Origin of the sequence: Flavimaricola marinus, from assembly GCF_900184895.1 — a bacterium.
Classification (GTDB): domain Bacteria; phylum Pseudomonadota; class Alphaproteobacteria; order Rhodobacterales; family Rhodobacteraceae; genus Flavimaricola; species Flavimaricola marinus.
Genome location: NZ_FXZK01000005.1, coordinates 74,351 through 97,183 on the forward strand (window position 1 = coordinate 74,351; position 22,833 = coordinate 97,183).

Here is a 22,833-nt window from a genome sequence, read left to right on the forward strand (position 1 = left end):
CCACTCCATCAGCCAAACTAGCCAAAGGCCCGGCGAATGCCAGACGCCATGGCTTCTTTGGGTCCAAAATATCCCCCCCCGGAGGGTCCGACCGCACCACGAGGCACCGCCAGCCGTGAGGTTGCCTCCGGCGGCCGTATTTGGGGCCAAAAGAAACCAATGCGGGATGCAATGGCCAGACCTTGCCGCCCAAGCCTTGACCGATTGACCGCTCGCCGCCCGCCGTGGCAGCCTTCCCGAAACATCTAGCGGAAGGCGACACATGAAAATCACTTGGCTCGGACATTCCAGCTTCCGGATCGACATCGGCGAGGAGGTGCTGTTGATCGACCCGTATCTCACCGGCAATCCAAGCTTCCCGGACGACCGGCGAAACGAAGCGATCTCGGGCGCGACCCATATCCTGATCACCCACGCCCACGGCGATCACGCCGCAGAGACCCCGGCCCTGTCGGCGCAAACCGGTGCGACCGTCATCTGCATTCACGAGCTTTCCGATATCTGGACGGCCGAGGGCATCAAGACCACCGGAATGGGCAAGGGCGGCACGGTCGAGCTCGGCGGCGTCAGCGTGACCATGGTCAACGCCCAGCACTCTTCCTCGATCGATTTCAAGGAGGGCATGCAATACGCGGGCGAACCGGCCGGCTTCATGATCAAGGGCGAGGGCCACACGATCTATGTCACCGGCGATACCGATATCATGGCCGACATGGACTGGATGGGCGACTTGCACAAACCCGACATCGGCATCCTGTGCTGCGGCGGGCACTATACAATGGATATGGCCGGCGCCGCCTACGCCGCCAAGCGATATTTCAATTTTTCAACCGTGATCCCCTGCCACTACAAGACATTCCCGGTGTTGGCCCAGTCGGCACAACCTCTGGTCGACGCCTTGCCCGGCGTCGATGTCCTCACTCCGGAGGTCATGGAGGTGCTCGAGTTCTAGGCCGCCCAGGTCAGCGTTTATGCCGCACGGGCGGTCAAGGGCCTAGCCCAGCGCCCGTCGCGCCATGACGCCCTTGGCCGCCTGTTCCAGATCATGCACGAGCGTGCCGGCCATGGAGCGCATGGCCATGATCTCGAACGCATCCGCGCCAACGCGGGTGACGCTCACCTGCATATGTGCCAACATGGTGCGGGCGGTATGGCCCGTCTTGAACACGGTGCTGCGCAGATCCATCGGAATCAACCGGGCGAGAACGTCCTCGACCGCCTCGCCCTCGATGCGAAGCACCGCATTGGCGCCGGTCTGGTCGGTCATGGCAGCGAGACCCTCCAGCCCCTCGGGCTTTGCCCCCAGCATCAGCGCTCGGCCCTTGCCGGCCCAGATCAGGCGCACGTCGCCCGCCGCGACGGCACGGTTCACGGGCGGAAACCGCAATCCGACGCGCTCCTTCAACACCGCAGACACCGCCCGCGACTGACCCTTGAACGGAGCAATCGACGTCACCGGCCCGGTTTCAACCTCGGTCAGGGAAATCCCGCCGACCGTCACGGGCAACAGCCCCATCAGGGCGCTCTTTGCAATCAGCCTAGCCACGCAAACGCCCTCCTTCGGGGTCAAAGAACACCGGATCGCAGACTTCGCAAAGCGTCTCGACATCGCGCAGATGATCGACCAGCCGCACGACCTCGCCGTGGCGGGCGCGGCCGCGCTTGAGGAAACCGAGGGCGATCATGTGCCCCAGTGTCGGGGACGGGGCGACCGAGGTCACATAACCCTGATCGTTCTCGCGCACCGCCTCTGCGGTCTGCTCGAACAGATGCGCCCCCGCCGTCAGCTTGCCGCCGGCGTGAACGGGCTTGAGCCCCACCAACTGTTCGCGATCCTCGTCCAGCAGGCCCGGACGGCGCGACGCGGCCTGCCCGATGCAGTCCTTCTTGAGCCTCACCATCCGGTCCATGCCGATATCGAAGGCCGTGGTCCGGCCGTGGATTTCGGCGTGGGTGATGAAGCCCTTCTCGATGCGCAGCACGTTGAGCGCTTCCATGCCGTAAGGCCCGCCGCCCATGACCTCGGCCTGCGCGGCCAGCAGGCGGTAGAGGCTCTCGCCATAGCCGACCGGCACCGCGACTTCATAGGCCATTTCGCCCGAAAAGCTGATCCGGAACAGCCGCCCCGGCACGCCGGAGACCTGCACCGGACCACAGCCCATATAGGGCATTGCGGTGTCGTCAATGGGCTGATCGAGCACGGTGTTGAGCAGTTCGCGGGCGCGGGGTCCGGCCACGGAAAACTGCGCCCAGGACTCGGTGACGGAGACAACCTGCACGTCCAGATCGGGGCGCAGGACCTGCGCCACGAAATCCAGATGCCGCATGACAAGACCCGCCGCCGCGGTGGTCGTCGTCATCACGTAATGGGTCTCGCCCAGACGGGCGGTGGTGCCATCGTCCATGACGTGACCGTCCTCGCGCAGCATCAGCCCATAGCGGACGCGGCCGACCTTCAACGTGCTGAACGTGTTGGCGTAGACGAAATCGAGGAACGCCGCCGCATCCGGCCCTTGGATGTCGATCTTGCCCAAGGTCGACACGTCGCAGACGCCGACGGAGTTGCGCACCATCGCCACCTCGCGGTCGCACGACTGCTGCCACGTCGTCTCGCCGGGCTTGGGGAAGTAGGACGGGCGATACCACAGACCGGCCTCGATCATCGGCGCGCCGGAGGCCACTGTCGGGCCGTGCGACGTGGTCAGGCGTTGCGGCGCAAAGCCCATGCCTTGACTGCCCGCGCCCATCGCGGCGATCGACACCGGCACATAGGGTGGGCGGAACGTCGTCGTCCCGGTCTCGGGGATGCCGCGCCCGGTGGCATCGGCCAGCACGGCCAGAGCGGCCACGTTCGAGGATTTGCCCTGATCCGTCGCCATGCCCTGCGTCGTGTAGCGTTTCATATGCTCGACGCTTGCGAAATTCTCCTGCGCGGCGAGCTTGATGTCCTTCACATGCACGTCGTTCTGAAAATCGAGCCATTTGCGGGCCGACGGCTTGACCCTCGGCCCGTCCACGGACCACAGCGCCTCGATGGCATAGGCGCGATCCTCGGCCTCCGGCACGGCGACGTCCGGGGCGGCGAGGTCGAGCGCCTGCAACGCCTCGGTCGCCGCGCGGACGCCGTCGGTCAGGCAACTACGTGTGGACATCACACCATTGGCGGCCCCCGCGACGACCATGCCGGGGATCGACCCCGGGCGCGGCACGAAGGACAGCAGTTGCTCGTCCCACACAGGCCGCCCGTTCATGTGACAGGTCAAATGCACCGTAGGGTTCCAGCCGCCAGAGATAGCGAGGCAATCGGCGCGGATATTGCGTGTGTGCTCGCCGGTTCGGATGGTGATGTGCTCAAGGCCTAGCCTGCCTGCCGTGTCGACGACATGGCTGCCCGCAAACACCGGGAAATCGCCCTTCGGCGCGGCATCCTCGCGGCTGTCCACCACGGCCACGATCGACACACCCGCCGCTGCCAGATCACGGGCGGTGCGGTGGGCGTCGTCGTTGTTGCCGAAGACGGCGACACGCATTCCCGGCGACACGCCCCAGCGGTTCAGATAGCTGCGCACCGCGCCGGCCATCATCACACCGGGACGGTCGTTGTTGGGAAAGGCGATGGGGCGCTCCAAGGCTCCGGCACAGAGGATCGAGCCCTTGGCGACGATCCGCCAGAAGCATTCGCGCGGCGCCTCTCCGGGGGCGGCATGCAGCGACACCCGCTCCAACGCGCCGAAGGTGCCTTGGTCATAGGCCCCGGTCACCGTGGTGCGGGTCATCATGCGCACATTGGGCATCGCGGCCAGTTCGGCCAGTGTCTCGGACACCCATTCGTGGGCCTCGACACCGTCGACATCCTCGACCTCGGCCAAAAGCCTGCCACCCATCTGGAGGTCTTCGTCGGCGAGGATCACGTCGGCCCCGGCACGGCCCGCGGTCAAGGCCGCCATCAACCCGGCAGGGCCCGCGCCGATCACCAGCAGATCGCAGAAGGCAAAAGCCTTCTCATAGGGTTCGTCGTTGGACTTGCCGCTCAACGCGCCCAATCCGGCGGCGCGGCGAATGATCGGCTCGTACAGCCCTTCCCAGAATTTGCGCGGCCACATGAAGGTTTTGTAATAGAAGCCGGCCCCAAGGAACGGCGCGGCCACGTCGTTCACCGCCATCACGTCATGCGACAGGCTGGGCCAGCGGTTCTGGCTGCTGGCGGCCAAACCGGGAAAGATCTCCTGCTGGGTGGCGCGCACATTCGGCACGCGGGCAGCGCCCTTGCCGATGGTCACCAAGGCGTTCGGCTCTTCCGATCCGGCGGTCAGAATGCCGCGCGGGCGGTGATACTTGAAGCTACGGCCCACGAGGCGGACACCATTGGCCAGCAGGGCAGAGGCCAGCGTGTCGCCTTCGCGGCCCTCGTATGATTTGCCGTCAAAGGTAAAGGAGACCGTGCGCGTCCCGGTGCGGCCATGTCCGTCGATCCTCATGCCCGCCCCTTCCCGGCAGCAGCCTTTCCGGCGCGTGCCGTCTCGGCCAGAGACGACCCGTGAACCGCATGGGTCACCGTATCACGGTCGACCACGGCCCATGTTCCGCAGGCATCGTGATACCACAGGTCGCGGGTCGGCCCGGCGGGGTTCTCGCGGTTGTGGAGGTAGTCGTCCCACGCCACCTCGCCCGCATCCACAGCGGGACGGTCCAATGCCAGAGCATCGGCCCCCCACGTGAACTCGCGGCGGTCACGGACGCCGCAGACAGGGCAAGGTATACGCATGGGTCAGCGCCTTTTCATCAGCAAGAGGTCACACGGCGGGCAAGGATCGGGGCGCCGGCAGGGTCGACCATCGTCACCTCGACAGCCCCGCCCGACGCCATAAAGGCCGGAACGGCCGGGTTGGAACAGAGCGATCCGACAAAGCCCTGAGTGAAGCCGTCCTCGAACTCCTGTCGGCCGATCGCCTCGAGCTGGGCCACGGTGGCGACAAACTGGAAACCGGCGCGCAGGGTGCTGCCGTCCGCCTCGGCCGACAACAGGGTGACGCCGCCGCCGATATCCTTGCCGACATCGGCCTGCAGGGCGGCAACCACGCCATCAATGCCCGTGGCGGCAGAGGCGCTGACCGGGGTCGCGGTCGGGGTCGAAGTCTCGCAGGCAGCCAGTCCAAGCGCCAGAGCCATGGCAAGTGCGGCGTTCTTAATCATCATCGCGGTATCCTTTCGTCACAAATCGCATTGGCCACGCGCATCAGACGATAGGTCGTCGTCCGGCCCGGCCCTTCTGAGAGGTCAACGGCACCGCCGCAGCCCTCGGTGTCTCCGACCAACAGGTAGTCGGTGCGCAATTCCAGTATGTTGCCGTCGTTGCGCGTCACTTCGAACCAGCCGCCATCGCATTCCACCGAACAGCCCGCCGTCACATCGTCGACCCAGCAGATCAACCCCTGATCCAAGGTCTGACCGGCAAGCGGGGTGCCTGCGACATGGCCCTGATCGGTCAACTCGACCGAAATCCACGCAAAGGTCTGGTCGTATTTGGTGTCGTGGCTGAACTGGAGCAGGAATTCATCGACGATCTGATCCGGCTGCGAGGCAAGATGCTCGGGCGAATAGTCGCGGGCATAGCAGGACGGGTCGAACAGAGGTTGCGCCGCCGCAGGGGTGGCCAGCATCAGGCTAATGCAGATTATGTTGCGCACCGGTGCCCTCCTCGTCCATGATCCCGCGCCCGGTCAGGAAACGGTCGAGCCGGAACTTGGCCGCCGGGGCGTGGTGTTGGCCCGTGGCGATCAGGTGGGCGGTCGAAAAGCCCGATCCCGGCACCGCCTTGAAGCCCCCGTAATTCCAGCCGCAATTGACAAACAGACCCTCAGTCGGGGTCTTGTCGATGGTGGGCGACCCGTCGGGCGACATATCCATGATACCGCCCCAGGAGCGAAGCACCTTGGCCTTGCCGATCATCGGCATCAGCGTCATCGCGGCATCCATCACATGCTCTTTCATCGGCAGGTTCCCCCGCGCGGCATAAGAGCTGTAGAAATCGATGTCGCCGCCAAAGACGAGGCCGCCCTTGTCGGACTGGCTGATATAGAAGTGGCCCATGCCAAAGCTGACCACATGGTTGATGACAGGCTTCAGCCCTTCGGTGACGAAGGCCTGCAACACATGGCTCTCGATCGGCAGGCGCATCCCCGCCATCGCGGCCACCTGAGACGAGCGGCCCGCCACGATCATCGCCACCTTCTTGGCGCGGATCGGACCGCGCGAGGTCTGCACGCCGCGGACCACGCCGCCCTCGATATCGATGCCGGTGACTTCGCAGTTCTGGATCAGATCGACGCCGCGCTGGTCGGCGCCGCGGGCATAGCCCCACGCCACCGCATCATGGCGGGCCGTGCCGCCGCGCGGGTGCAACAGGCCGCCATAGATCGGAAACCGGACGTTGTCGAAATCCAGATAGGGCAGATGCTTGCGCACCCCGTCGCGGTCAAGAAGGATCGCGTCGTCGCCCTGATTGACCATGGCATTGCCACGGCGAACGAAGGCATCGCGTTGGCCGTCCGAGTGGAACAGATTGATCAGGCCACGCTGCGAATGCATGACGTTGTAATTGAGGTCGGCCTCAAGGCCTTCCCACAGCTTCAGCGAATGCGAATAGAACTCGGAATTGCCGGGCAGGAAATAATTGGCGCGGACGATGGTGGTGTTGCGGCCCACGTTACCGCCGCCCAGATAGCCCTTTTCCAGCACCGCGACATTGGTGATGCCGTGCTCCTTGGCGAGGTAGTAGGCCGTCGACAGACCATGCCCGCCGCCGCCGATGATGACGACGTCATATTCCGCCTTGGGTTCGGGATCGCGCCACATGGGCGTCCAGCCGGTTTGCCCGCGCAAACCTTCCCAAATCACCTTCAAGCCGGAAAACCGTCCCATCGCGCGCTCCTTGTTGCGCCCGACACTAGCAACCCAGCAGGCAGGCGCAACGGCCCTTTCCGACAGAGTCCGGCAAATTCACGCCGTGACGCAGAGGGCCGGGTCACATCGGCGCGGGGCCGGGATGATCGGCGGCGCAATGAGCGTGATCGGACAGGCTTTCGATCACTCGGCACTCGCCCACGGTGCCACCGGCGCAGGTGGCGATCATCCGGTCGAGCTCTACGCCCAGCGCCTCCAGACGCGCGATCCGGCGGGTCACTTCGGCCCTTTGGGCGCGGGCGATGGCGTCGACGGCGGCGCAGGATTGGTCGGGCTCGTCGCTGAGGCTCAGAAGCGTCGCCACATCCTCGAGCGCAAAGCCCAGCTCGCGGGCATGGCGGATAAAGCGCAGGCGATCCACGTGGGATTGGGCATAGAGCCTGCGATTGCCCTCGCTGCGCGGCGGGGCGGGCAACAACCCGCGGCTCTCATAGAAGCGGACGGTGGTCACCTTCACCCCCGAGGCGCGGGCGGCCTCGCCGATGGTGAAGTCTCCCGGTTGTGGCGACATGGGGCTTGCTCCTACAGTGACTGTAGATGGCATCAAGGGATAACGACGACCGAATCGCAAGGAGAAACCGCTATGGCCGGATGCCATCACCACCACGAAGCCGCCTTCGACGGCATGGCCCCCGCCTACAAGCGCGCGCTCTGGGCCGTGATCGCGATCAACGCGGGCATGTTCATCGTGGAGATCACCGCCGGGTCGCTGGCCGGATCACAGGCGCTCAAGGCAGACGCGCTGGACTTTCTGGGCGACAGCCTGACCTACGGGCTCAGCCTCTTCGTCATCGGGATGCCCATTGCGCAACGGGCCAACGTGGCGCTGCTCAAGGGCGTCTCGCTGGCGGCCATGGGGCTTTGGGTGCTGGGCAGCACCATCTGGCTGATGCTGGGGCCCGGGCTGCCCGAAGCGGACGTCATGGGTGTCGTGGGGCTTCTGGCGCTGGCGGCGAACGTGGCCTCGGTCGCGATCCTGATGCGCTGGAAGGACGGCGACGCCAATGTGCGGTCGGTCTGGCTTTGCTCGCGCAACGATGCCATCGGCAATGTCGCGGTGATCGGGGCCGCCGGTGCCGTCGCCGTCACGCAAAGCGGCTGGCCCGATCTGATCGTCGCCGGGCTTATGGCGGGACTGTTCCTGTCCTCCTCGGCGCAGATCCTGAAACAGGCACTGGCAGAGCGTCAGCAGGTCGGCGCGTAGCCGATGCGTCTAGCTGGTCCCGGAACCGGACCACGCCTGCAACTGGCCGAACACCTCCTTGACCGAGCCGTCGATCGCGCGGGTCGGGATCAGGACGGGCAGACGGGGGTGCAGAACCACCAGGTGATTGGCCCAGCGCCGACAGCGAACCGGGCCGTCGGACCAACTGAACCGGCCCGAGAACGCATCCCCTGCCACCGAGAAGCCGTCATCGTCAAAGATCAGCTCATGCTCCATGCCCTGCGACGCATCGAACCAAGTGCGCAACGCCGCCGTTTCGATGCTGTCGGTCCGCCAGTGCATGACCTGCATCACCGCGAAACTGGCAAGCCACACGACAATGAAAACCGCCACAAGCTCCGGCACGAACGCGGGAAGATCGGGGGCCCATAGGAGAGCGAGCATGAGCGTGCTGAGCACAGGCACCCCGAAATAGGCCACCAGATAGGTGGCCGCGGCGCCCCACCAGCCCGTCCGCTTGGGACGGGCCTGCGCCAGAAACTCGGCGAATTGCCGATTGAGCAACAGATAGGCCGGGAAGTCGGCCGGCTCCAATCTGACCGATATGCGTAGGGCACCGTTATCTCGGGGCATAAAAGCCTATAGTCCTTTTGCCTTGTAACTCGCCGCCACCCGATCGATGGATACCAGATAGGCCGCGGTGCGCAAATCGGTCACTTCCTCGCGGCTGTGCCATACCTCGCGCATCGCCTGATAGGCGGCGCGCATCGTGTCGTCCAAGCCGGAACGGACAAGCTCCAGCTCATCGGCCCCGCGCAGGTATTGCGCCTTGAAGCCGGGGCTGAGCGTCCAGTTGATCGAGGTGTCCTTGGAGATGCGCTCCAACTCGTCGACGATCAGCTGGTGGCGGCTTTCCTCCTGACGGCGTTGCATCCGGCCAAAGCGGATATGGGACAGGTTCTTGACCCATTCAAAATAGGACACGGTCACGCCGCCGGCGTTGGCATACATGTCGGGAATGATGACCGTTCCCTTTTCGCGCAGGATTTCGTCGGCACCGGCGGTGACCGGACCGTTCGCGGCCTCGATGATCAGCGGCGCCTTGATCTTGGGCGCGTTCTTGCGGTTTATCACGCCTTCCAGAGCGGCAGGGATCAGGATGTCACAGTTCTCTTCGAGAAGCTGTTGACCGTCCTTCAGGGTATTGGCAGCCGGATAACCGGTGATGCCGCCATGTTTCATGATCCATTGATGCACCGCCTCGACGTTGAGGCCCGCCTCATCGTGCAAGGCCCCGTCGCGCTCGATAATGCCGGTGATCTTGCAGCCGTCCTCTTCGGACAGGAACTTGGCGGCGTGATAGCCCACATTGCCGAGGCCCTGCACGATCACACGCTTGCCGTCTAGAGTGCCGGACATCCGGGCGATGGCCACATCCTCCGGGTGACGGAAGAATTCGCGGAGCGCATACTGAACACCGCGGCCCGTGGCCTCGGTGCGGCCCTGAATGCCGCCGGCATGGGTGGGCTTGCCGGTGACGCAGGCGTTGCCGTTGATATCGGTGGTGTTCATTCGCTTGTATTGGTCCGCGATCCACGCCATCTCGCGCTCACCCGTGCCCATATCGGGGGCCGGAACGTTCTGGGCGGGGTTGATCATGTCGCGCTTGATCAGCTCATAGGCAAAACGACGGGTGATCAGTTCCAGCTCGTGCTCGTTCCATTCGCGGGGATCAATGCGCAACCCGCCCTTGGAGCCGCCGTAAGGCACCTCGACCAGAGCGCATTTGTAGGTCATCAGCGCGGCGAGAGCCTCGACCTCGTCCTGATGCACCCCGATCGCGAAACGGATACCGCCCTTGACCGGCTCCATGTGTTCGGAATGGACGCTGCGGTAGCCGGTGAAGGTCTTGATTTCACCACGAAGCCGCACGCCGAACCGAACGGTATAGGTGGCGTTGCACACCCTGATCTTCTCTTCCAGCCCCGGGGACAGATCCATCAGTGCGACGGCTCTGTTGAACATGATGTCAACGGATTCGCGGAAACTGGGCTCTGGCGCCTGGCCGGCTTTCTGGGTCATGAAAAGGTCCTTCCGTGGGGCAATTCGGCCCCGTTATTGCTGAATGCGCGGCCGCCTTCTGCGACCGCTGACCGCACCCTAACGCTGATTCGTAAAGGCTCCGCTCAAAAACGACTAAACTTGAAAATTCACCGTTCTTTAAGGTTTGTGTGCACAGCGTTGACAGTGCAGCGTTTCCGCACAAACGACAATGCTCGGGCCGACGGCAATCTGTGTCGAATTATCGATATAATGCCATCGCTTAGCCCAATCGTTCGCCCCATTTCAGCCACAAAAACATGAGCATTTATGCCATTCACGGGCAGAGATCTGCTTAGCCCGACCGGGATCCGCAAAGAGACCGGAGCTGCGAGCCACAAGGATGCTGATCGATATGAGAGACGCACAACGACACATTTTCGCGCGCCGTGGGGGCGAGGCGCTGAAACGGGTCAAATCATTCCGGCGGGATGAAGACGGCGCGATGGTCGTCTTCACGCTGTTTATCCTTGCCATGATGCTCATGGTGGGCGGCATGGCCGTAGACATGATGCGGTTCGAAACCTACCGGGCCCGACTGCAATCCACCCTCGACCGGGCCGTTCTGGCCGCGGCCGACCTGGACGTCTGCCTCGAGGGCGAAGGCGTCGCGGAAGCCGTGGTCAACGACTACGTGCTCAAGGCGGGCTTCGAAGAACAACTCGACAGCGTCAGCGTCATTCAGGGGTTCAACTCCTGCGAAGTCGCCGCGACCGCCTCGATCGAGGTGAACACGATCTTCATGCAGATGGTCGGGGTCGACGAACTGGCCTCCCCCGCCGCCAGCTCCGCCGTCGAGGCACTGGACGAGGTCGAGATCAGCCTCGTGCTCGACGTCTCCGGCTCGATGGCCAGCAACAACCGGCTGGTCAACATGCGCAACGCCGCCCGCGAATTCGTGGGCGAAATGTTCAACGGGTTCGACGACGAATCCCTGTCGATGTCGATCGTGCCCTACTCCACCCAGGTGAACCTCGGGCCGGCTCTGGCCGCGCAATACACGCGCAATTACGCCCACGGATACAGCTATTGCATCGACCTGCCGGCCAGCACATACGGCACGACGTCCCTGCCGACCACGGCGACCTACGATCAGGCCGCGCATGTGGACGTGGACGGCTACGCCTCCAGTTGGAGCAACCGCTATGCGTCGCGGTTCGTCTGCAACCCGGACAGCCGGGCGCATGTGATGCCGTTCGCCACCAATGAAGGAGCGATCGACACAATGATCGCCAACCTGCAATCGAATGAATGGACCTCCATCGAGATGGGGGCAAAGTGGGGCGTCGCCTTGCTCGACCCCTCCTCGCAGCCGGTGGTCAACGGACTGATCAGCGCCGGCGCGGTCTCCGGTGACGTCGCAGGGCGGCCGTTGGATTTCGGCACGACCGGATCGCTCAAGGTCATGGTGCTCATGACCGACGGTGAAAACACCCAGCACTACGAGTTGGACACAAACTACCGGTCAGGCGATTCCGATGTGTGGAAGGCCTCCTCCGGCGTCTACTACGTGCAAGACGAAGAGCAGGGAAACTGGGACGGCGACAGCACCTGGTACGAGGATTACTACCGCCCGCAAAACGACAACTTCACCAACTCGCGGTCGGGCAACCGGATGACGTGGCCGGAGCTGTTCAACGAGGTCTCGCTTGACGGTCACGCCTGGTATTTCCGGCGGGGTCAGACCAACAACAACAGCGTCTGGAACGACTGGTACTACGATCTGTTCACCACCACGACGACAGCGGACAAGGACGAACGACTGGATGACCTCTGCACCGCCGCCAAAAGCCAAGGCATCATCATCTTTGCCATCGGTTTCGAGGTGACGGACCGGGCAGCGGACGTGATGGAAAGCTGCGCCTCGTCTCCTAGCCACTTCTACCGGGTGAACGGGCTTGAGATCTCCACCGCCTTCAGCTCGATCGCCGCCAACATCACCTCACTGAGGCTCGTGCAATGATGATCAATCGGAAAATGCGCCGCATCGCCGCTCGGTTTCTGCGTGACGAATCCGGCAACGGAACCATCGAGTTCGTGATCTTCGTCCCGTTCTTCCTGATGCTCTTCCTGTCGAGCTTCGAGGTTGGGATGCTGATGGCGCGCAACGTGATGCTGGATCGCGGGCTGGACATCGCCGTGCGGCAGGTGCGGCTGGGTCAGATGGACCCGGTCAACCACACCAATATGAAAACCGCGGTCTGCGATGCGGCCGTGATCATCCCCAACTGCATGAGCGAGTTGCGGCTGGAAATGCGCCCGCTCGATCCGCGCGGTTGGCAAAACATCCCCGACACCCCCGATTGCGTCAACGCCGAAGACCCAAGCGCCCCGGTGCGGCAATTCGTGGCCGGTCAGCCGAACCAGCTGATGATCGTGCGCGCCTGCGCCATCTTCGATCCGATCGCGCCAAAAGCGGGCTTCGGCGAGAAGCTGAGCGGCGGCGACGACAACGACCGTTACGCCCTGTTCTCGTCCGCGGCCTATGTTGTGGAGCCTAATTGATATGACACAAGAAACTCCTCGAAAGCGCGGGACGCGCAAGGGCCCGCTCGGTTGGGCCAGCCGCGCCCTGCGGCGGATCCGCCGCTCCGAAGACGGTTCTGTCTCTGTCGAGGCGGTCTGCATGTTGCCGCTGATGATCTGGGCCTTTCTCGGGATGTATGTGTTCTACGACGCCTACCGGGCGCAATTCGTGAACACCAAGGCAGGGTATACCCTCGGCGATATCCTCAGCCGCGAGACGACCTACATCACGCCGGAATATCTCGACAGCCTCTACGACCTGCAAAGGTTTCTCGTGGACCGTCAGGAACCGATCCGGCTGCGGCTGACCGTGATCAGCTATGACCAGGACTCCGACAGCTTCAACGTGCGCTGGTCGCAGAACCGGGGCGGCGGCGGCGTGCTGACGACCGGCGATCTGCCCGCGATGCGGCACCTGATCCCTGACATGGCCGACGGGTCTGTCGCGGTGGTCGTGCAGACCTCGATGGAATACAAGGCGATCTATGGCGCCGGTATCGGGCTGATGGACTTCGACGACATCATCGTCACACGGCCACGCTTCGCCGGTCAGCTCTGCTGGAATTCGGTCAACACCAATCCGACGCAAGCCACGGCCACCTGCTAAAGGCCAAGGTTTCCCTGCCGCTGGGCAAGGCTGAGCGCGATCTGTTCGCCCATGAACTTGGTCTCGCGCATCGGGGTCACACCCCCGACGCCGACCCTGCGGCCAATCCTCCAATACAGGCCCGGCGCCCAGGCGCCCGGGCCTTTTTCCTTGAGGATCAGGACAAAACCGTTCGAGGGCTTGAAGGCAAAGGTGCCACGCTCGACCTTGGCGATTTCGTCCCAATCGGCCAGCACTCGGCCGCTGGAGTCGCGCAGACCCTCCTCGGTCAACTCCAGCCGCATCGACGTGGCGCGACGCATCCGCTCGGCCGCCCACAGGATAAACGCGCCCAGCGCGATCAGAAATACCGCCCAGCCCAGCGCCGGCGGCTGTGCCAGAGCCATCCAGATCAGCAGCGCCCCGAGCAGATAGATGGTCGCGACCGCCATCACCCGACGGCCGGCGGATGGCGCCAACCGCAACAAAACACCGTTCTCATCCGGTTCCAGCATCCGTGGCCTCCTCCTGACAGCACCCTCCCCTAGCCGCTGACGGGCGCACGGACCAGAGCAAAACGCAGGCAAGGTCTCAGGGGGCCGCGCCCTCGCAGCGGCGCACAGGGGCGCACAGGGGGGCGGCCCGCACCGGGCGCGGCGGCGTCCGGCCCGGTCCGGCGTCAGGCCATACCGCGGCCCGGCACCACCTCGTAGCCCGGCTCTTCGGGTTCGTCATCGACCATCTCGGCCGGAAACCCGGGGGCCAGAATTTGCAGACCCGTCGCCTCCTCCAACCGCTCGATGATGCGGTCGGACTGGGCGCGAGGGCCATAACGGCTGATACCATCCTCAAAGATCGACACCATCAGGGGACTGATCTCCAGCGGCACCTCTGCGGCCTCGGCGATGGATTGAAACAGCCCGATATCCTTCTTCACCAGATCCATCGTGAAGTTGATGTCGCGCGAGCCGTTCAGGATCATCTGGCTCTCCGTTTCGTGGACAAAGGAGGTGCCCGACGAAATGCGGATGGCCTCATAGGTGGTCGCCATATCGAGGCCCGCCGCCTTCATGGTCACGAGGGCTTCGCAAAGGGTCAGCAAATTCGCGGTGGCGAGGTAATTCGTCATCACCTTCAAGGTCGAGGCGCTGCCCAGCGGACCGGTGTGCAAGACCCGGCGCCCCAAGACGGTCAGCAGCGGCAGCACCGCATCAAAGGTCTCCCGGTCGCCGCCCATGTAGATGCTGATATTGCCGGTGGCCGCGCGGTGACAGCCCCCCGAAACAGGGCACTCCGCCGCCTGCCCGCCCGCGGCAATCACTGCCGCGCCAAGGCGCTTGACCTCGTCGGCATCGGTGGTCGACATCTCGATCCAGATCTTGCCGGCGGTCACCTCCGGCAGCATCGCCTCCACCACCGCAGAGCACGCGGCGGGAGACGGAAGGCACGTGATCACCACATCGCAGCGGCGCATCATCTCGGCCGGGCTCTCACCGGCAGTCGCGCCCGCGGCCACCATCTGGCCCACCAAGACCGGATCCAGATCGTGCACCCAAAGGTCCTGCCCGTTGCGCAACAAGCTGCCCGCCAGCTTGGCACCCACGTTGCCCAGCCCGATAAATCCAACCGCCATTTGGCTCTCCTTCGCATTGTCCGGATCAGGATCGGGCCACGACGATCCCGTCGTCTGGCCCAAAGGCGACCTCTACCGGCCGCTGCAGACCAAAACGCCCCCGTCGGCCACCGGAGCGGCCCGGTTTGCACCCGGGCAATGCCCCCCGCTTCTTTGGGTCAAAAATATCCGTATCCCGACACCGGCAAAGGGACCGACGTCCGGCAGGGCGGCTTGCCCTCGGACATGGTTAGGATACTGTGCCGCAACGCTCTGAATAGGTCCGCTGTCTTGGCTTCGCTGCACACCCGCATTTCGCTCCCCGCCGCGCTGCTTGCGCTGGCGCTGCTGGCCGGCTGCGGCGAATGGCCGGATCCGGTGATCCCCGGCGCCAGCGAGAGCGGCTCTGCCGGCTGGCCCACGCTGGTGCCGATCGGGCCGATTCTGGCCCGCGGTGAACAGCCCGTCGCTGTGCTGCCGCCGCCGGCGGGGCGCATTGCCGCGCTCAACGCCCGGGCCGCCGCCCTGCGCGGACGCAGCGTGATCGACAGCGGCACAAGGGCGCGAATGCGGGCCGGGATCGACCCCGCCGCGCTCGCAGCGTTGAACTGATCCCCCGGACAGGCTAACAGCCTCGCAGACCTCTCCAGCTTGAAAGCGCCGCCATGCCCGACACCGCCAAATCCGACGCCGCAAACGCCGCCGCCCCGCTTCGCCTCGGGATCGCCGGATTGGGGACCGTGGGCACCGGGCTGGTGCAGATCATCCAGACGCATGGCGATCTGATGACCGCGCGGGCCGGACGCGGCGTGACGATCAGTGCCGTCTCGGCGCGCAGCCGCGACAAGGATCGGGGGATCGACCTCTCGGCCTACGACTGGGAAGACGACGCCGTGGCACTGGCGCAGCGCGACGATATCGACGTGTTCGTGGAACTGATGGGCGGCTCCGACGGCCCCGCCAAGGACGCCACCGAAGCGGCCATCGCCGCAGGCAAGGACGTGGTGACGGCAAACAAGGCGCTGCTGGCGCTGCACGGTCAGGCGCTGTCTGTGGCGGCCGAAGAGGCCGGGCGGCTGATCCGGTTCGAGGCCGCGGTTGCAGGGGGTATCCCGGTGATCAAGGCGCTGACCGAGGGGCTGGCAGGCAATGAAATCACCCGCGTCATGGGCGTGATGAACGGCACCTGCAACTACATCCTGACGCGGATGGAGAATGCCGGGCTGACCTATCAGCAGGCCTTCGACGAGGCCGACGGGCTGGGCTATCTCGAGGCCGATCCCAATCTCGACGTCGGCGGCATCGACGCCGGGCACAAGCTGGCTTTGCTGGCCGCCATCGCCTTTGGCACGCAGGTCGATTTCGACGCGGTCGAGCTCGAAGGGATCGGCGCGATCACCATCGAAGACATCACCCAGGCCGCCGACATGGGCTACAAGATCAAGCTGCTCGGCGTCGCCCAGATGACCGGGCGCGGGTTGGAGCAGCGGATGTCGCCCTGCCTCGTGCCTGACACCTCGCCTCTTGGGCAGTTGCAGGGCGGGACCAACATGGTCGTGCTCGAAGGCGACGCCGTGGGGCAGATCGTGCTGCGCGGCGCCGGGGCCGGATCGGGGCCAACGGCCAGCGCGGTCATGGCCGACATCATCGACATCGCGCGCGGGCTGCGGCTGCCGACCTTCGGGCAACCGGCCAAGGGGCTGCGGGCCGCACGTGCGGCACGGGCGGCGGTGCCCGCACCGTATTATCTGCGGCTGCAACTGGTCGACAAACCGGGGGCGCTGGCCAAGGTCGCCGGTGCCTTGGGCGAGGCCGGGATCAGCATCGACAGGATGCGGCAATACGGGCACGACGACACCAGCGCCCCGGTGCTGATCGTCACGCACAAAACGACCCGCATGGCGCTCGACGAGGCCATTGAAGGCTTTGGCAAGACGAGAGTCGTTCACGGCACCCCGGTCGCGATCCGGATCGAAGCCGTTTGAGTTTGCGGCGTTCGGTGCCATAGTCCGATCATCGCAGCGTCAGTGAGGCGGCATGATCGACCACAGCGGCATCAGTGTTTCGGATTTCGACAAGGCTCGCGACTTCTACGATGCGGCCCTCGCCCCGATCGGGGCGTCGCTCCTGATGGTGGTGCCGCTTGAGTTCACCAACGGGGTCAAGGTCGGCGGCTACGGACAGGACCGGCCGGTGTTCTGGCTGTCCGAAGACGGGGCGCAGACGCCGCCGCTGCACTTTGCGTTCAGCGCGGCGAGCCGCGCAGAGGTCGATGCCTTCTACAGCGCGGCACTGGCGGCGGGCGGGGTCGACAACGGCGCGCCGGGGCTGCGGCCACAGTATCACGCCGATTACTACGGTGCCTTCGTGCGTGACCCCGACGGGAACAATATCGAAGCCGTCTGCCACGGCCCGGCACCTGAGTGAACGGTTCCTCCGCCCGCAATATCCCGCTCTACCGCTGGTCCCGCTTCCTGCGGAACCTGACGTTCTGGCAGGCGGTCTGGTTTCTCTATTTTCAGAACAGCCTCTCGGCAGCCGAAGCGATCCTGCTCTACGCGATCTACGACATCGGCACGACGGTGCTCGAAGTGCCCTCGGGCTACATGTCCGACAGGCTTGGACGGCGGCGGACATTGCTGGCCTCCGCCGTGGCGGGGCTGGGCGGGGCGCTGCTGCTGGCACTTGGAAACAGCTTCATGGCCTTCGCCGCCGGGCAAATCCTGCTCGGCGCCTCGATGGCGTTCGCCTCCGGCACCGACGAGGCGCTGCTCTACGAATCGCTCGCCGCGGACGGGCGCGGGCAGGAAATCGAGCGGCAGGAACTGATCGCGTGGCGCTGGTCGTTCAGCGGGCTGGCGCTCTCGGCGGTGCTCGGGGGTGCAATGACGCTCTGGGGGGCGACGCTGCCGTTCTTTGCGGCGGCGGTGGCCTATGCGGCGCTGCTCGGGGTGACATTCGCCTTTGACGAACCGCCAAAGGTGCGGCCCGAAGGGGCGGAGGTGATCCGACTCGGAACGCTGCGGGCGGCGCTGACCAATCCGGTTCTGGTCTGGCTCTTCGTGGTCGGCGTGCTGATGTATGTCTTCAGCCACCTGCCGTTCATCTTTGGGCAGCCGTTCATCCTGCAAGCGCTCGACCGGGCCGGCCTCGCCTCCGAAGCGCCGCTGGTCAGCGGGGCGGTGAGCACAGTGATGATGCTGATCTCGCTGGCGGCCTCGCTGGTGGCGCTGCGACTGCGGCAAAGGGTCGGGCTGGCGGCCATCCTGTTGCTGGCCTTCGGGATGCAAATCGGTCTGGCGGGCGTGCTGGCACTGACCAATTCGGCGCTGGCGATCGGGTTCCTGTTCCTGCGGATGGTGCCGGATGCGCTGTCGCGGCCGTTCATCATCGGGCGTATCCAGCCGCTGCTCAGCGACGACAGCCGGGCAACCTACCTCTCGGTCAAGAGCCTCGCGGGGCGGCTGCTCTTTGCAGGCACGCTGGGACTGTCAGCCCTGTCGACGAGCGACGTGGGGCTGATGCCCTACGCAGACATCCAGCGGATTCTGGGCTGGTATGTGCTGGCGGGATGCCTCTGCCTCGGCACGCTCTGGCTGGCCGCACGGCGGATCGGGGTCGAACCGGTGGGAGAACCGCAGGCACAGGACCCGCGCGTCGGCGGATAATGACACCGCCGCGATACCGACGGCACACCGACGCAATATCCAAAGGGTTTTTCGGGCCGTTAGCGTTCACACTGTTGCCCACGCGGAACGCAGCGGCTAGGTCGAAAGCAACCGGAAAAACAAGGACGACCCCATGGCACTAGCCTCAGAATTTCACGACCGCATGCTGTCACTGGGCCTCGCCCGCGTATCCGAAGCCGCCGCCATCGCCTGCGCCGACCTGATCGGGCGCGGCGACGAAAAGGCCGCCGACCAGGCCGCCGTCGACGCCATGCGGACACAGCTGAACAAGCTGGATATTCAAGGGGTTGTGGTCATCGGCGAAGGTGAGCGGGACGAAGCGCCGATGCTCTATATCGGCGAGGAAGTTGGCAACGGAACCGGGCCCAACGTGGACATCGCGCTCGACCCGCTGGAAGGCACGACGCTGACCGCCAAGGACATGCCGAACGCGCTCGCGGTGATCGCCATGGGTCCGCGCAATTCGATGCTGCACGCCCCCGACGTCTATATGGACAAGCTCGCCATCGGCCCCGGCTTCCGCACAGGCGTGGTCACCCTCGACATGTCGCCCGCCGAGCGGGTCTCGGCACTCGCCTCGGCAAAAGGCTGTAGTGTCAAGGACATAACCGTCTGCGTTCTGGAACGGCCTCGGCACGAAGACATGATCGAAGAGATCCGCAGCACCGGTGCGGCGATCCGGCTGATCACCGACGGCGACGTGGCGGGCGTGATGCATTGCGCCGAGCCGGGCAAGACCGGGATCGATATGTACATGGGCTCTGGCGGGGCGCCGGAAGGCGTTCTGGCCGCGGCGGCGCTCAAGTGCATGGGCGGGCAGATGTTCGGCAAACTGCTGTTCCGCAACGACGACGAACGCGGTCGGGCCAAGAAGGCCGGGATCACCAACTTCGACCGGGTCTACACCCGCGACGATCTGGTGACGGGCGACGTGATCTTTGCTGCCACAGGCGTCACCGACGGCAGCCTCGTGCCGGGCATCAAGCGCGAACCGGGGTTCGTGACCTGCGAGACGATCCTCATGCGCTCCAAGACCGGTTCCGTGCGGCGGATGACCTACCGCAATCCGGTGTCCTGATCGCTTGGCATCCGTTCGGCCTTCGAGTTTATTGGCCAAGATGAAATCAGACCGGACGCAATGACCGCATTTCTGGGAATAGAGGCCTCCGCGACGGGGCGCCGATGGGTCGGTCCTTCCGTCGAGGAGGACCGGCACGCCGAGGCGTTGGTGCAGGCGACGAACCTGCCGCAGGCGCTTTGCCGGATCCTGGCCAAACGCGGCGTGGCGCCAGAAGAGGCCGCCGGATTTCTCGCCCCGACCCTACGCGACCTGCTCCCCGATCCGCTTGTGCTCAAGGATATGCAGCCAGCGGCGGCGCGATTTGTGCAGGCCGTGCAGAAATCGGAGAAGATCGCGATCTTTGCCGATTACGACGTCGACGGCGGGGCCTCTGCGGCGCTAATTATCGACTGGCTGCGGCAGATGGGCCGGCCGGCGACGCTCTATATCCCCGACCGGATCGACGAGGGCTATGGCCCCAACGAACCGGCAATGGCCGATCTGGCCGGGCGCCACGATCTGATCGTCTGCGTCGATTGCGGGACGCTCTCGCACGGCCCGATCGCCGCAGCCAAAGGTGCCGACGTCATCGTGCTCGACCACCACTTGGGCGGCGAGACCCTGCCTGCGGCGTTTGCCGTGGTGAATCCGAACCGGCAGGACGAGAGCGGCGATCTTGGCCATCTCTGCGCGGCAGGCGTGGTGTTTCTGATGCTCGTCGAGGTAAACCGGCAAATGCGGGCCGCGGGACTCAAGGGCCCCGACCTGATGGCGATGCTCGATCTGGTGGCTTTGGCGACAGTGGCCGATGTGGCCCCGCTGATCGGCGTCAACCGGGCGCTGGTGCGGCAGGGGCTCGCGGTGATGGCGCGACGGGCGCGGCCCGGGCTTGTGGCGCTGGCCGATGTGGCGGGGGTGGGTACCGCGCCGCAGGCCTATCACCTCGGCTTTCTGCTCGGTCCGCGCGTCAACGCCGGGGGCCGGATCGGCAAGGCCGATCTGGGCGCGCGGCTGCTGTCAACCAATGATCCGCACGAGGCGGCGGCGATGGCCGAACGGCTCAACACGCTCAACCACGAGCGCCGCGAGATCGAAGCAGCGGTGCGCGAGGCCGCCATGGCGCAGGCCGAGGAACGCGGGCTCGACGGCCCGCTGGTCTGGGCGGCGGGCGAAGGCTGGCACCCCGGCGTCGTCGGCATCGTCGCGGCCCGGCTCAAAGAGGCCACCAACCGGCCTGCCGTGGTGATCGGGCTCGAAGGCGACGAGGGCAAAGGCTCCGGGCGCAGCGTCTCGGGGATCGACCTCGGCGCCGCCATCCAGAAGATCGCCGCCGAAGGGCTGCTGATCAAGGGCGGCGGGCACAAGATGGCCGCTGGCCTGTCGGTCACCCGCGCCGGGCTGGAGGCCGCGATGGCGCGACTGGGCGAATTGCTCGCCAAGCAAGGGGCGGATGCGCTGGGGCCGCAGGATTTGATCGTCGACGGCGTCTTGATGCCGGGTGCGGCAACCGTCGAGCTTGTCGAACAGATCGAATCCGCGGGGCCTTTTGGCGCCTCAGCCCCTGCCCCGCGTTTTGCCTTTCCCGATGTGGTGATTCACGCTGCCAGACGGGTCGGAACAGGACACCTCAAGGTCACCTGCGGCGACGGGCTCGGGGCGCGGCTGGACGGGATTTGCTTCGGTGCCATGGACGGCCCGCTCGGCCCGATGCTCGAAGGTCACGGTGGGCGGCGATTCCACCTGGCGGGCCGGATCGAAATCAACCTCTGGCAGGGACGAAAGTCCGTCCAGATCCGCCTCGAGGACGCCGCACCGGCCGCATAGGCCAACAAAAACGGACGGCGAAAAAAGGTTGTACGTTTTTCGCAAGAATCCCCTTGCCACTGGCCGCACCATTGCCTAATAGACGCCTCACCACCAAGTGGCCCGTTCGTCTATCGGTTAGGACGCCAGGTTTTCAACCTGGAAAGAGGGGTTCGATTCCCCTACGGGCTGCCACTTCCCTCCCGCAAGCGACTGTTCTATCGCGCAAATCCGACGCGAGCGATAACTTCATCCCCCACCGCTACGCTTTGAGGCATTTGATCCTCCCCATCCAGAGATAATCTGTGACCTTCTGGGGCGCGAATAGAGTTCCTGAACGCGTCTTATGCTCTCCCCTACTCATTAAGGGTCGTCGCGCTCAATCACTGCCGCCCCCGTCGAAGACCTCTCGACAGTCCGAGTGTTGCCAATGACCTACTTGGGGTCAGAGGCTCAGCTAACTTACAAGGCTCCGTCAGCAAAAGTATCGCACTCTCCGGGATTACCGTTCTGATATCCCCTTGCGAACCACTCCTGACGCTGCGCGCTCGTGCCGTGCGTGAAGCTGTCGGGCACCACCTGGCCCTGAGACGCCTGTTGCAGTGCATCGTCGCCAATCCTTGCGGCTGCGTTCATCGCCTCTGCGATGTCGCCCGCCTCAATTGACCCAAATCGCGACTGCGCCTCTCTGGCCCAGATGCCGCTAAAGCAATCCGCTTGAAGTTCGACGCGGACGGAAAGCTGGTTTGCCATCGTCTGGCTTACTCTCTGCTTTTCCGCATTGACCAAGGACAATGTTCCGAGCTGGTGTTGCACGTGATGGGCAACCTCATGCGCAATCACATATGCAGCCGCGAAGTCTCCGCCCGCACCCAACTGCTGGGACAACACGCGGAAGAAATCCGTATCGAGGAAAATGCGCTGGTCATTGGGACAGTAGAAAGGTCCGACGGCGGCATTCGCCGTGCCGCATGCAGATGACGTAGTCCCGGAATAGAGCACCAATTGCGGCTCGGCATAGGTCAAGCCGGAGTTGGCGAAAATGTCAGACCAGACTTCCTCCGTATCAGCCAGAACGACGCCAACGAATTGCTCTGTCTCGTCCTCGATCGTGTTGGGTCGGCTGTCGGACTCGTAAGAGCCGTCGATCCCACCACCCTGCAACAAAGGCGTGAGATCGACACCGAAAAACATGCCGGCGAGCACGAGAACGACTGCGCCGACCCCTCCGATACCCGCTGCACGCGTGCTGCCTCGTCTGTCTACAATATTGCGGCTGGTCCGCCGCCCACGCCATTTCATCGCTTGGTCCACCCCCAACCTGTCGCT

The 22,833-nt window shown here is 64.8% G+C and carries 23 protein-coding genes and 1 tRNA gene; 12 read left to right on the forward strand and 12 right to left on the reverse strand.

Features of this window, described 5'->3' with window-relative positions:
• Positions 1–262: 262 nt before the first annotated feature.
• Positions 263–952, forward strand: coding sequence for a metal-dependent hydrolase (locus LOM8899_RS13515; protein ID WP_093992768.1), 690 nt, complete (start codon positions 263–265; stop codon positions 950–952).
• A gap of 42 nt (positions 953–994) precedes the next feature.
• Here LOM8899_RS13515 and LOM8899_RS13520 read toward each other — a convergent pair whose 3' ends face one another.
• From LOM8899_RS13520 to LOM8899_RS13550, 7 genes are all read right to left on the reverse strand, one after another.
• Positions 995–1,546 (reverse strand): sarcosine oxidase subunit gamma, encoded by a 552-nt coding sequence (locus LOM8899_RS13520; protein ID WP_093992769.1) that lies wholly within the window; start codon positions 1,544–1,546, stop codon positions 995–997.
• Positions 1,539–4,478: a sarcosine oxidase subunit alpha family protein gene (locus LOM8899_RS13525; RefSeq protein ID WP_093992770.1), complete on the reverse strand. Its 2,940-nt coding sequence runs from the start codon at positions 4,476–4,478 to the stop codon at positions 1,539–1,541. Before LOM8899_RS13525 ends, LOM8899_RS13520 begins: the two co-directional genes overlap by 8 nt.
• Positions 4,475–4,765, reverse strand: coding sequence for a sarcosine oxidase subunit delta (locus tag LOM8899_RS13530; RefSeq protein ID WP_093992771.1), 291 nt, complete (start codon positions 4,763–4,765; stop codon positions 4,475–4,477). Before LOM8899_RS13530 ends, LOM8899_RS13525 begins: the two co-directional genes overlap by 4 nt.
• 17 nt (positions 4,766–4,782) lie before the next feature.
• Entirely contained in the window at positions 4,783–5,196 is a 414-nt protein-coding gene (locus LOM8899_RS13535) for a hypothetical protein (protein WP_093992772.1), read from the reverse strand.
• Positions 5,193–5,687: a hypothetical protein gene (locus LOM8899_RS13540; protein WP_133065031.1), complete on the reverse strand. Its 495-nt coding sequence runs from the start codon at positions 5,685–5,687 to the stop codon at positions 5,193–5,195. The genes LOM8899_RS13535 and LOM8899_RS13540 overlap by 4 nt, the downstream gene beginning before the upstream one ends.
• A complete protein-coding gene (locus LOM8899_RS13545; protein ID WP_093992774.1) occupies positions 5,665–6,921 on the reverse strand; it encodes a sarcosine oxidase subunit beta family protein in 1,257 nt (418 codons plus the stop codon). Before LOM8899_RS13545 ends, LOM8899_RS13540 begins: the two co-directional genes overlap by 23 nt.
• A gap of 103 nt (positions 6,922–7,024) precedes the next feature.
• Positions 7,025–7,474, reverse strand: a complete 450-nt coding sequence (locus LOM8899_RS13550; RefSeq protein WP_093992775.1) for a MerR family transcriptional regulator — start codon at positions 7,472–7,474, stop codon at positions 7,025–7,027.
• A gap of 72 nt (positions 7,475–7,546) precedes the next feature.
• On the opposite strand from LOM8899_RS13550, the gene LOM8899_RS13555 reads away from it, so the two are divergent.
• Positions 7,547–8,167 (forward strand): cation efflux transmembrane domain-containing protein, encoded by a 621-nt coding sequence (locus tag LOM8899_RS13555; RefSeq protein ID WP_093992776.1) that lies wholly within the window; start codon positions 7,547–7,549, stop codon positions 8,165–8,167.
• A 9-nt stretch (positions 8,168–8,176) separates the two neighbouring features.
• Here the strand turns inward: LOM8899_RS13555 and LOM8899_RS13560 are convergent, their stop codons facing one another.
• Together LOM8899_RS13560 and LOM8899_RS13565 are read right to left on the reverse strand one after the other, a co-directional pair.
• Complete coding sequence (locus LOM8899_RS13560; RefSeq protein ID WP_133065032.1) at positions 8,177–8,761, reverse strand: hypothetical protein; 585 nt, start codon at positions 8,759–8,761, stop codon at positions 8,177–8,179.
• A 6-nt stretch (positions 8,762–8,767) separates the two neighbouring features.
• Positions 8,768–10,210: a Glu/Leu/Phe/Val family dehydrogenase gene (locus tag LOM8899_RS13565; protein WP_245820532.1), complete on the reverse strand. Its 1,443-nt coding sequence runs from the start codon at positions 10,208–10,210 to the stop codon at positions 8,768–8,770.
• A gap of 373 nt (positions 10,211–10,583) precedes the next feature.
• Here LOM8899_RS13565 and LOM8899_RS13570 point away from each other — a divergent pair, with 373 nt between their 5' ends.
• The 3 genes from LOM8899_RS13570 to LOM8899_RS13580 are packed head-to-tail and all read left to right on the forward strand — an operon-like array spanning position 10,584 to position 13,361.
• A complete protein-coding gene (locus LOM8899_RS13570; protein ID WP_168770546.1) occupies positions 10,584–12,191 on the forward strand; it encodes a TadE/TadG family type IV pilus assembly protein in 1,608 nt (535 codons plus the stop codon).
• Positions 12,188–12,733, forward strand: coding sequence for a TadE/TadG family type IV pilus assembly protein (locus LOM8899_RS13575; protein ID WP_245820533.1), 546 nt, complete (start codon positions 12,188–12,190; stop codon positions 12,731–12,733). Before LOM8899_RS13570 ends, LOM8899_RS13575 begins: the two co-directional genes overlap by 4 nt.
• A gap of 1 nt (position 12,734) precedes the next feature.
• The gene (locus LOM8899_RS13580) at positions 12,735–13,361 is read left to right on the forward strand and encodes a TadE/TadG family type IV pilus assembly protein (RefSeq protein WP_093992779.1); all 627 of its coding nucleotides are present in this window, start codon (positions 12,735–12,737) and stop codon (positions 13,359–13,361) included.
• Here the strand turns inward: LOM8899_RS13580 and LOM8899_RS13585 are convergent.
• Complete coding sequence (locus tag LOM8899_RS13585) at positions 13,358–13,855, reverse strand: hypothetical protein (RefSeq protein ID WP_093992780.1); 498 nt, start codon at positions 13,853–13,855, stop codon at positions 13,358–13,360. The two genes, LOM8899_RS13580 and LOM8899_RS13585, sit on opposite strands and share 4 nt — an antisense overlap.
• A gap of 164 nt (positions 13,856–14,019) precedes the next feature.
• Entirely contained in the window at positions 14,020–14,973 is a 954-nt protein-coding gene (locus LOM8899_RS13590; protein WP_093992994.1) for an NAD(P)-dependent oxidoreductase, read from the reverse strand.
• A gap of 270 nt (positions 14,974–15,243) precedes the next feature.
• On the opposite strand from LOM8899_RS13590, the gene LOM8899_RS13595 reads away from it, so the two are divergent.
• From LOM8899_RS13595 to LOM8899_RS13625, 7 genes are all read left to right on the forward strand, one after another.
• Positions 15,244–15,564 (forward strand): hypothetical protein, encoded by a 321-nt coding sequence (locus LOM8899_RS13595; protein WP_133065033.1) that lies wholly within the window; start codon positions 15,244–15,246, stop codon positions 15,562–15,564.
• 53 nt (positions 15,565–15,617) lie between these two features.
• Positions 15,618–16,937, forward strand: a complete 1,320-nt coding sequence (locus LOM8899_RS13600; RefSeq protein WP_093992782.1) for a homoserine dehydrogenase — start codon at positions 15,618–15,620, stop codon at positions 16,935–16,937.
• A gap of 52 nt (positions 16,938–16,989) precedes the next feature.
• Positions 16,990–17,379, forward strand: a complete 390-nt coding sequence (locus LOM8899_RS13605) for a VOC family protein (RefSeq protein ID WP_093992783.1) — start codon at positions 16,990–16,992, stop codon at positions 17,377–17,379.
• Complete coding sequence (locus LOM8899_RS13610; RefSeq protein WP_093992784.1) at positions 17,376–18,620, forward strand: MFS transporter; 1,245 nt, start codon at positions 17,376–17,378, stop codon at positions 18,618–18,620. Before LOM8899_RS13605 ends, LOM8899_RS13610 begins: the two co-directional genes overlap by 4 nt.
• Positions 18,621–18,753: 133 nt before the next feature.
• Positions 18,754–19,719, forward strand: coding sequence for a class II fructose-bisphosphatase (gene glpX, locus LOM8899_RS13615; RefSeq protein ID WP_093992785.1), 966 nt, complete (start codon positions 18,754–18,756; stop codon positions 19,717–19,719).
• A 60-nt stretch (positions 19,720–19,779) separates the two neighbouring features.
• A complete protein-coding gene (gene recJ, locus LOM8899_RS13620) occupies positions 19,780–21,525 on the forward strand; it encodes a single-stranded-DNA-specific exonuclease RecJ (protein ID WP_093992786.1) in 1,746 nt (581 codons plus the stop codon).
• Positions 21,526–21,624: 99 nt separating this feature from the next.
• Positions 21,625–21,699, forward strand: a tRNA-Glu gene (locus tag LOM8899_RS13625).
• A 267-nt stretch (positions 21,700–21,966) separates the two neighbouring features.
• Here the strand turns inward: LOM8899_RS13625 and ypfJ are convergent.
• Entirely contained in the window at positions 21,967–22,806 is an 840-nt protein-coding gene (gene ypfJ / locus LOM8899_RS13630) for a KPN_02809 family neutral zinc metallopeptidase (protein ID WP_093992995.1), read from the reverse strand.
• Positions 22,807–22,833: the final 27 nt, after the last annotated feature.

Excerpts from the sequence above, each read along its gene's own strand:
- LOM8899_RS13515 (WP_093992768.1), top strand. The coding sequence starts at position 263 with ATGAAAATCACTTGGCTCGGACATTCCAGCTTCCGGATCGACATCGGC.
- LOM8899_RS13525 (WP_093992770.1), bottom strand. The coding sequence starts at position 4,478 with ATGAGGATCGACGGACATGGCCGCACCGGGACGCGCACGGTCTCCTTT.
- LOM8899_RS13530 (WP_093992771.1), bottom strand. The coding sequence starts at position 4,765 with ATGCGTATACCTTGCCCTGTCTGCGGCGTCCGTGACCGCCGCGAGTTC.
- LOM8899_RS13535 (WP_093992772.1), bottom strand. The coding sequence starts at position 5,196 with ATGATGATTAAGAACGCCGCACTTGCCATGGCTCTGGCGCTTGGACTG.
- LOM8899_RS13545 (WP_093992774.1), bottom strand. The coding sequence starts at position 6,921 with ATGGGACGGTTTTCCGGCTTGAAGGTGATTTGGGAAGGTTTGCGCGGG.
- LOM8899_RS13550 (WP_093992775.1), bottom strand. The coding sequence starts at position 7,474 with ATGTCGCCACAACCGGGAGACTTCACCATCGGCGAGGCCGCCCGCGCC.
- LOM8899_RS13555 (WP_093992776.1), top strand. The coding sequence starts at position 7,547 with ATGGCCGGATGCCATCACCACCACGAAGCCGCCTTCGACGGCATGGCC.
- LOM8899_RS13560 (WP_133065032.1), bottom strand. The coding sequence starts at position 8,761 with ATGCCCCGAGATAACGGTGCCCTACGCATATCGGTCAGATTGGAGCCG.
- LOM8899_RS13565 (WP_245820532.1), bottom strand. The coding sequence starts at position 10,210 with ATGACCCAGAAAGCCGGCCAGGCGCCAGAGCCCAGTTTCCGCGAATCC.
- LOM8899_RS13570 (WP_168770546.1), top strand. The coding sequence starts at position 10,584 with ATGAGAGACGCACAACGACACATTTTCGCGCGCCGTGGGGGCGAGGCG.
- LOM8899_RS13575 (WP_245820533.1), top strand. The coding sequence starts at position 12,188 with ATGATGATCAATCGGAAAATGCGCCGCATCGCCGCTCGGTTTCTGCGT.
- LOM8899_RS13580 (WP_093992779.1), top strand. The coding sequence starts at position 12,735 with ATGACACAAGAAACTCCTCGAAAGCGCGGGACGCGCAAGGGCCCGCTC.
- LOM8899_RS13585 (WP_093992780.1), bottom strand. The coding sequence starts at position 13,855 with ATGCTGGAACCGGATGAGAACGGTGTTTTGTTGCGGTTGGCGCCATCC.
- LOM8899_RS13590 (WP_093992994.1), bottom strand. The coding sequence starts at position 14,973 with ATGGCGGTTGGATTTATCGGGCTGGGCAACGTGGGTGCCAAGCTGGCG.
- LOM8899_RS13600 (WP_093992782.1), top strand. The coding sequence starts at position 15,618 with ATGCCCGACACCGCCAAATCCGACGCCGCAAACGCCGCCGCCCCGCTT.
- LOM8899_RS13605 (WP_093992783.1), top strand. The coding sequence starts at position 16,990 with ATGATCGACCACAGCGGCATCAGTGTTTCGGATTTCGACAAGGCTCGC.
- glpX (WP_093992785.1), top strand. The coding sequence starts at position 18,754 with ATGGCACTAGCCTCAGAATTTCACGACCGCATGCTGTCACTGGGCCTC.
- recJ (WP_093992786.1), top strand. The coding sequence starts at position 19,780 with ATGACCGCATTTCTGGGAATAGAGGCCTCCGCGACGGGGCGCCGATGG.
- ypfJ (WP_093992995.1), bottom strand. The coding sequence starts at position 22,806 with ATGAAATGGCGTGGGCGGCGGACCAGCCGCAATATTGTAGACAGACGA.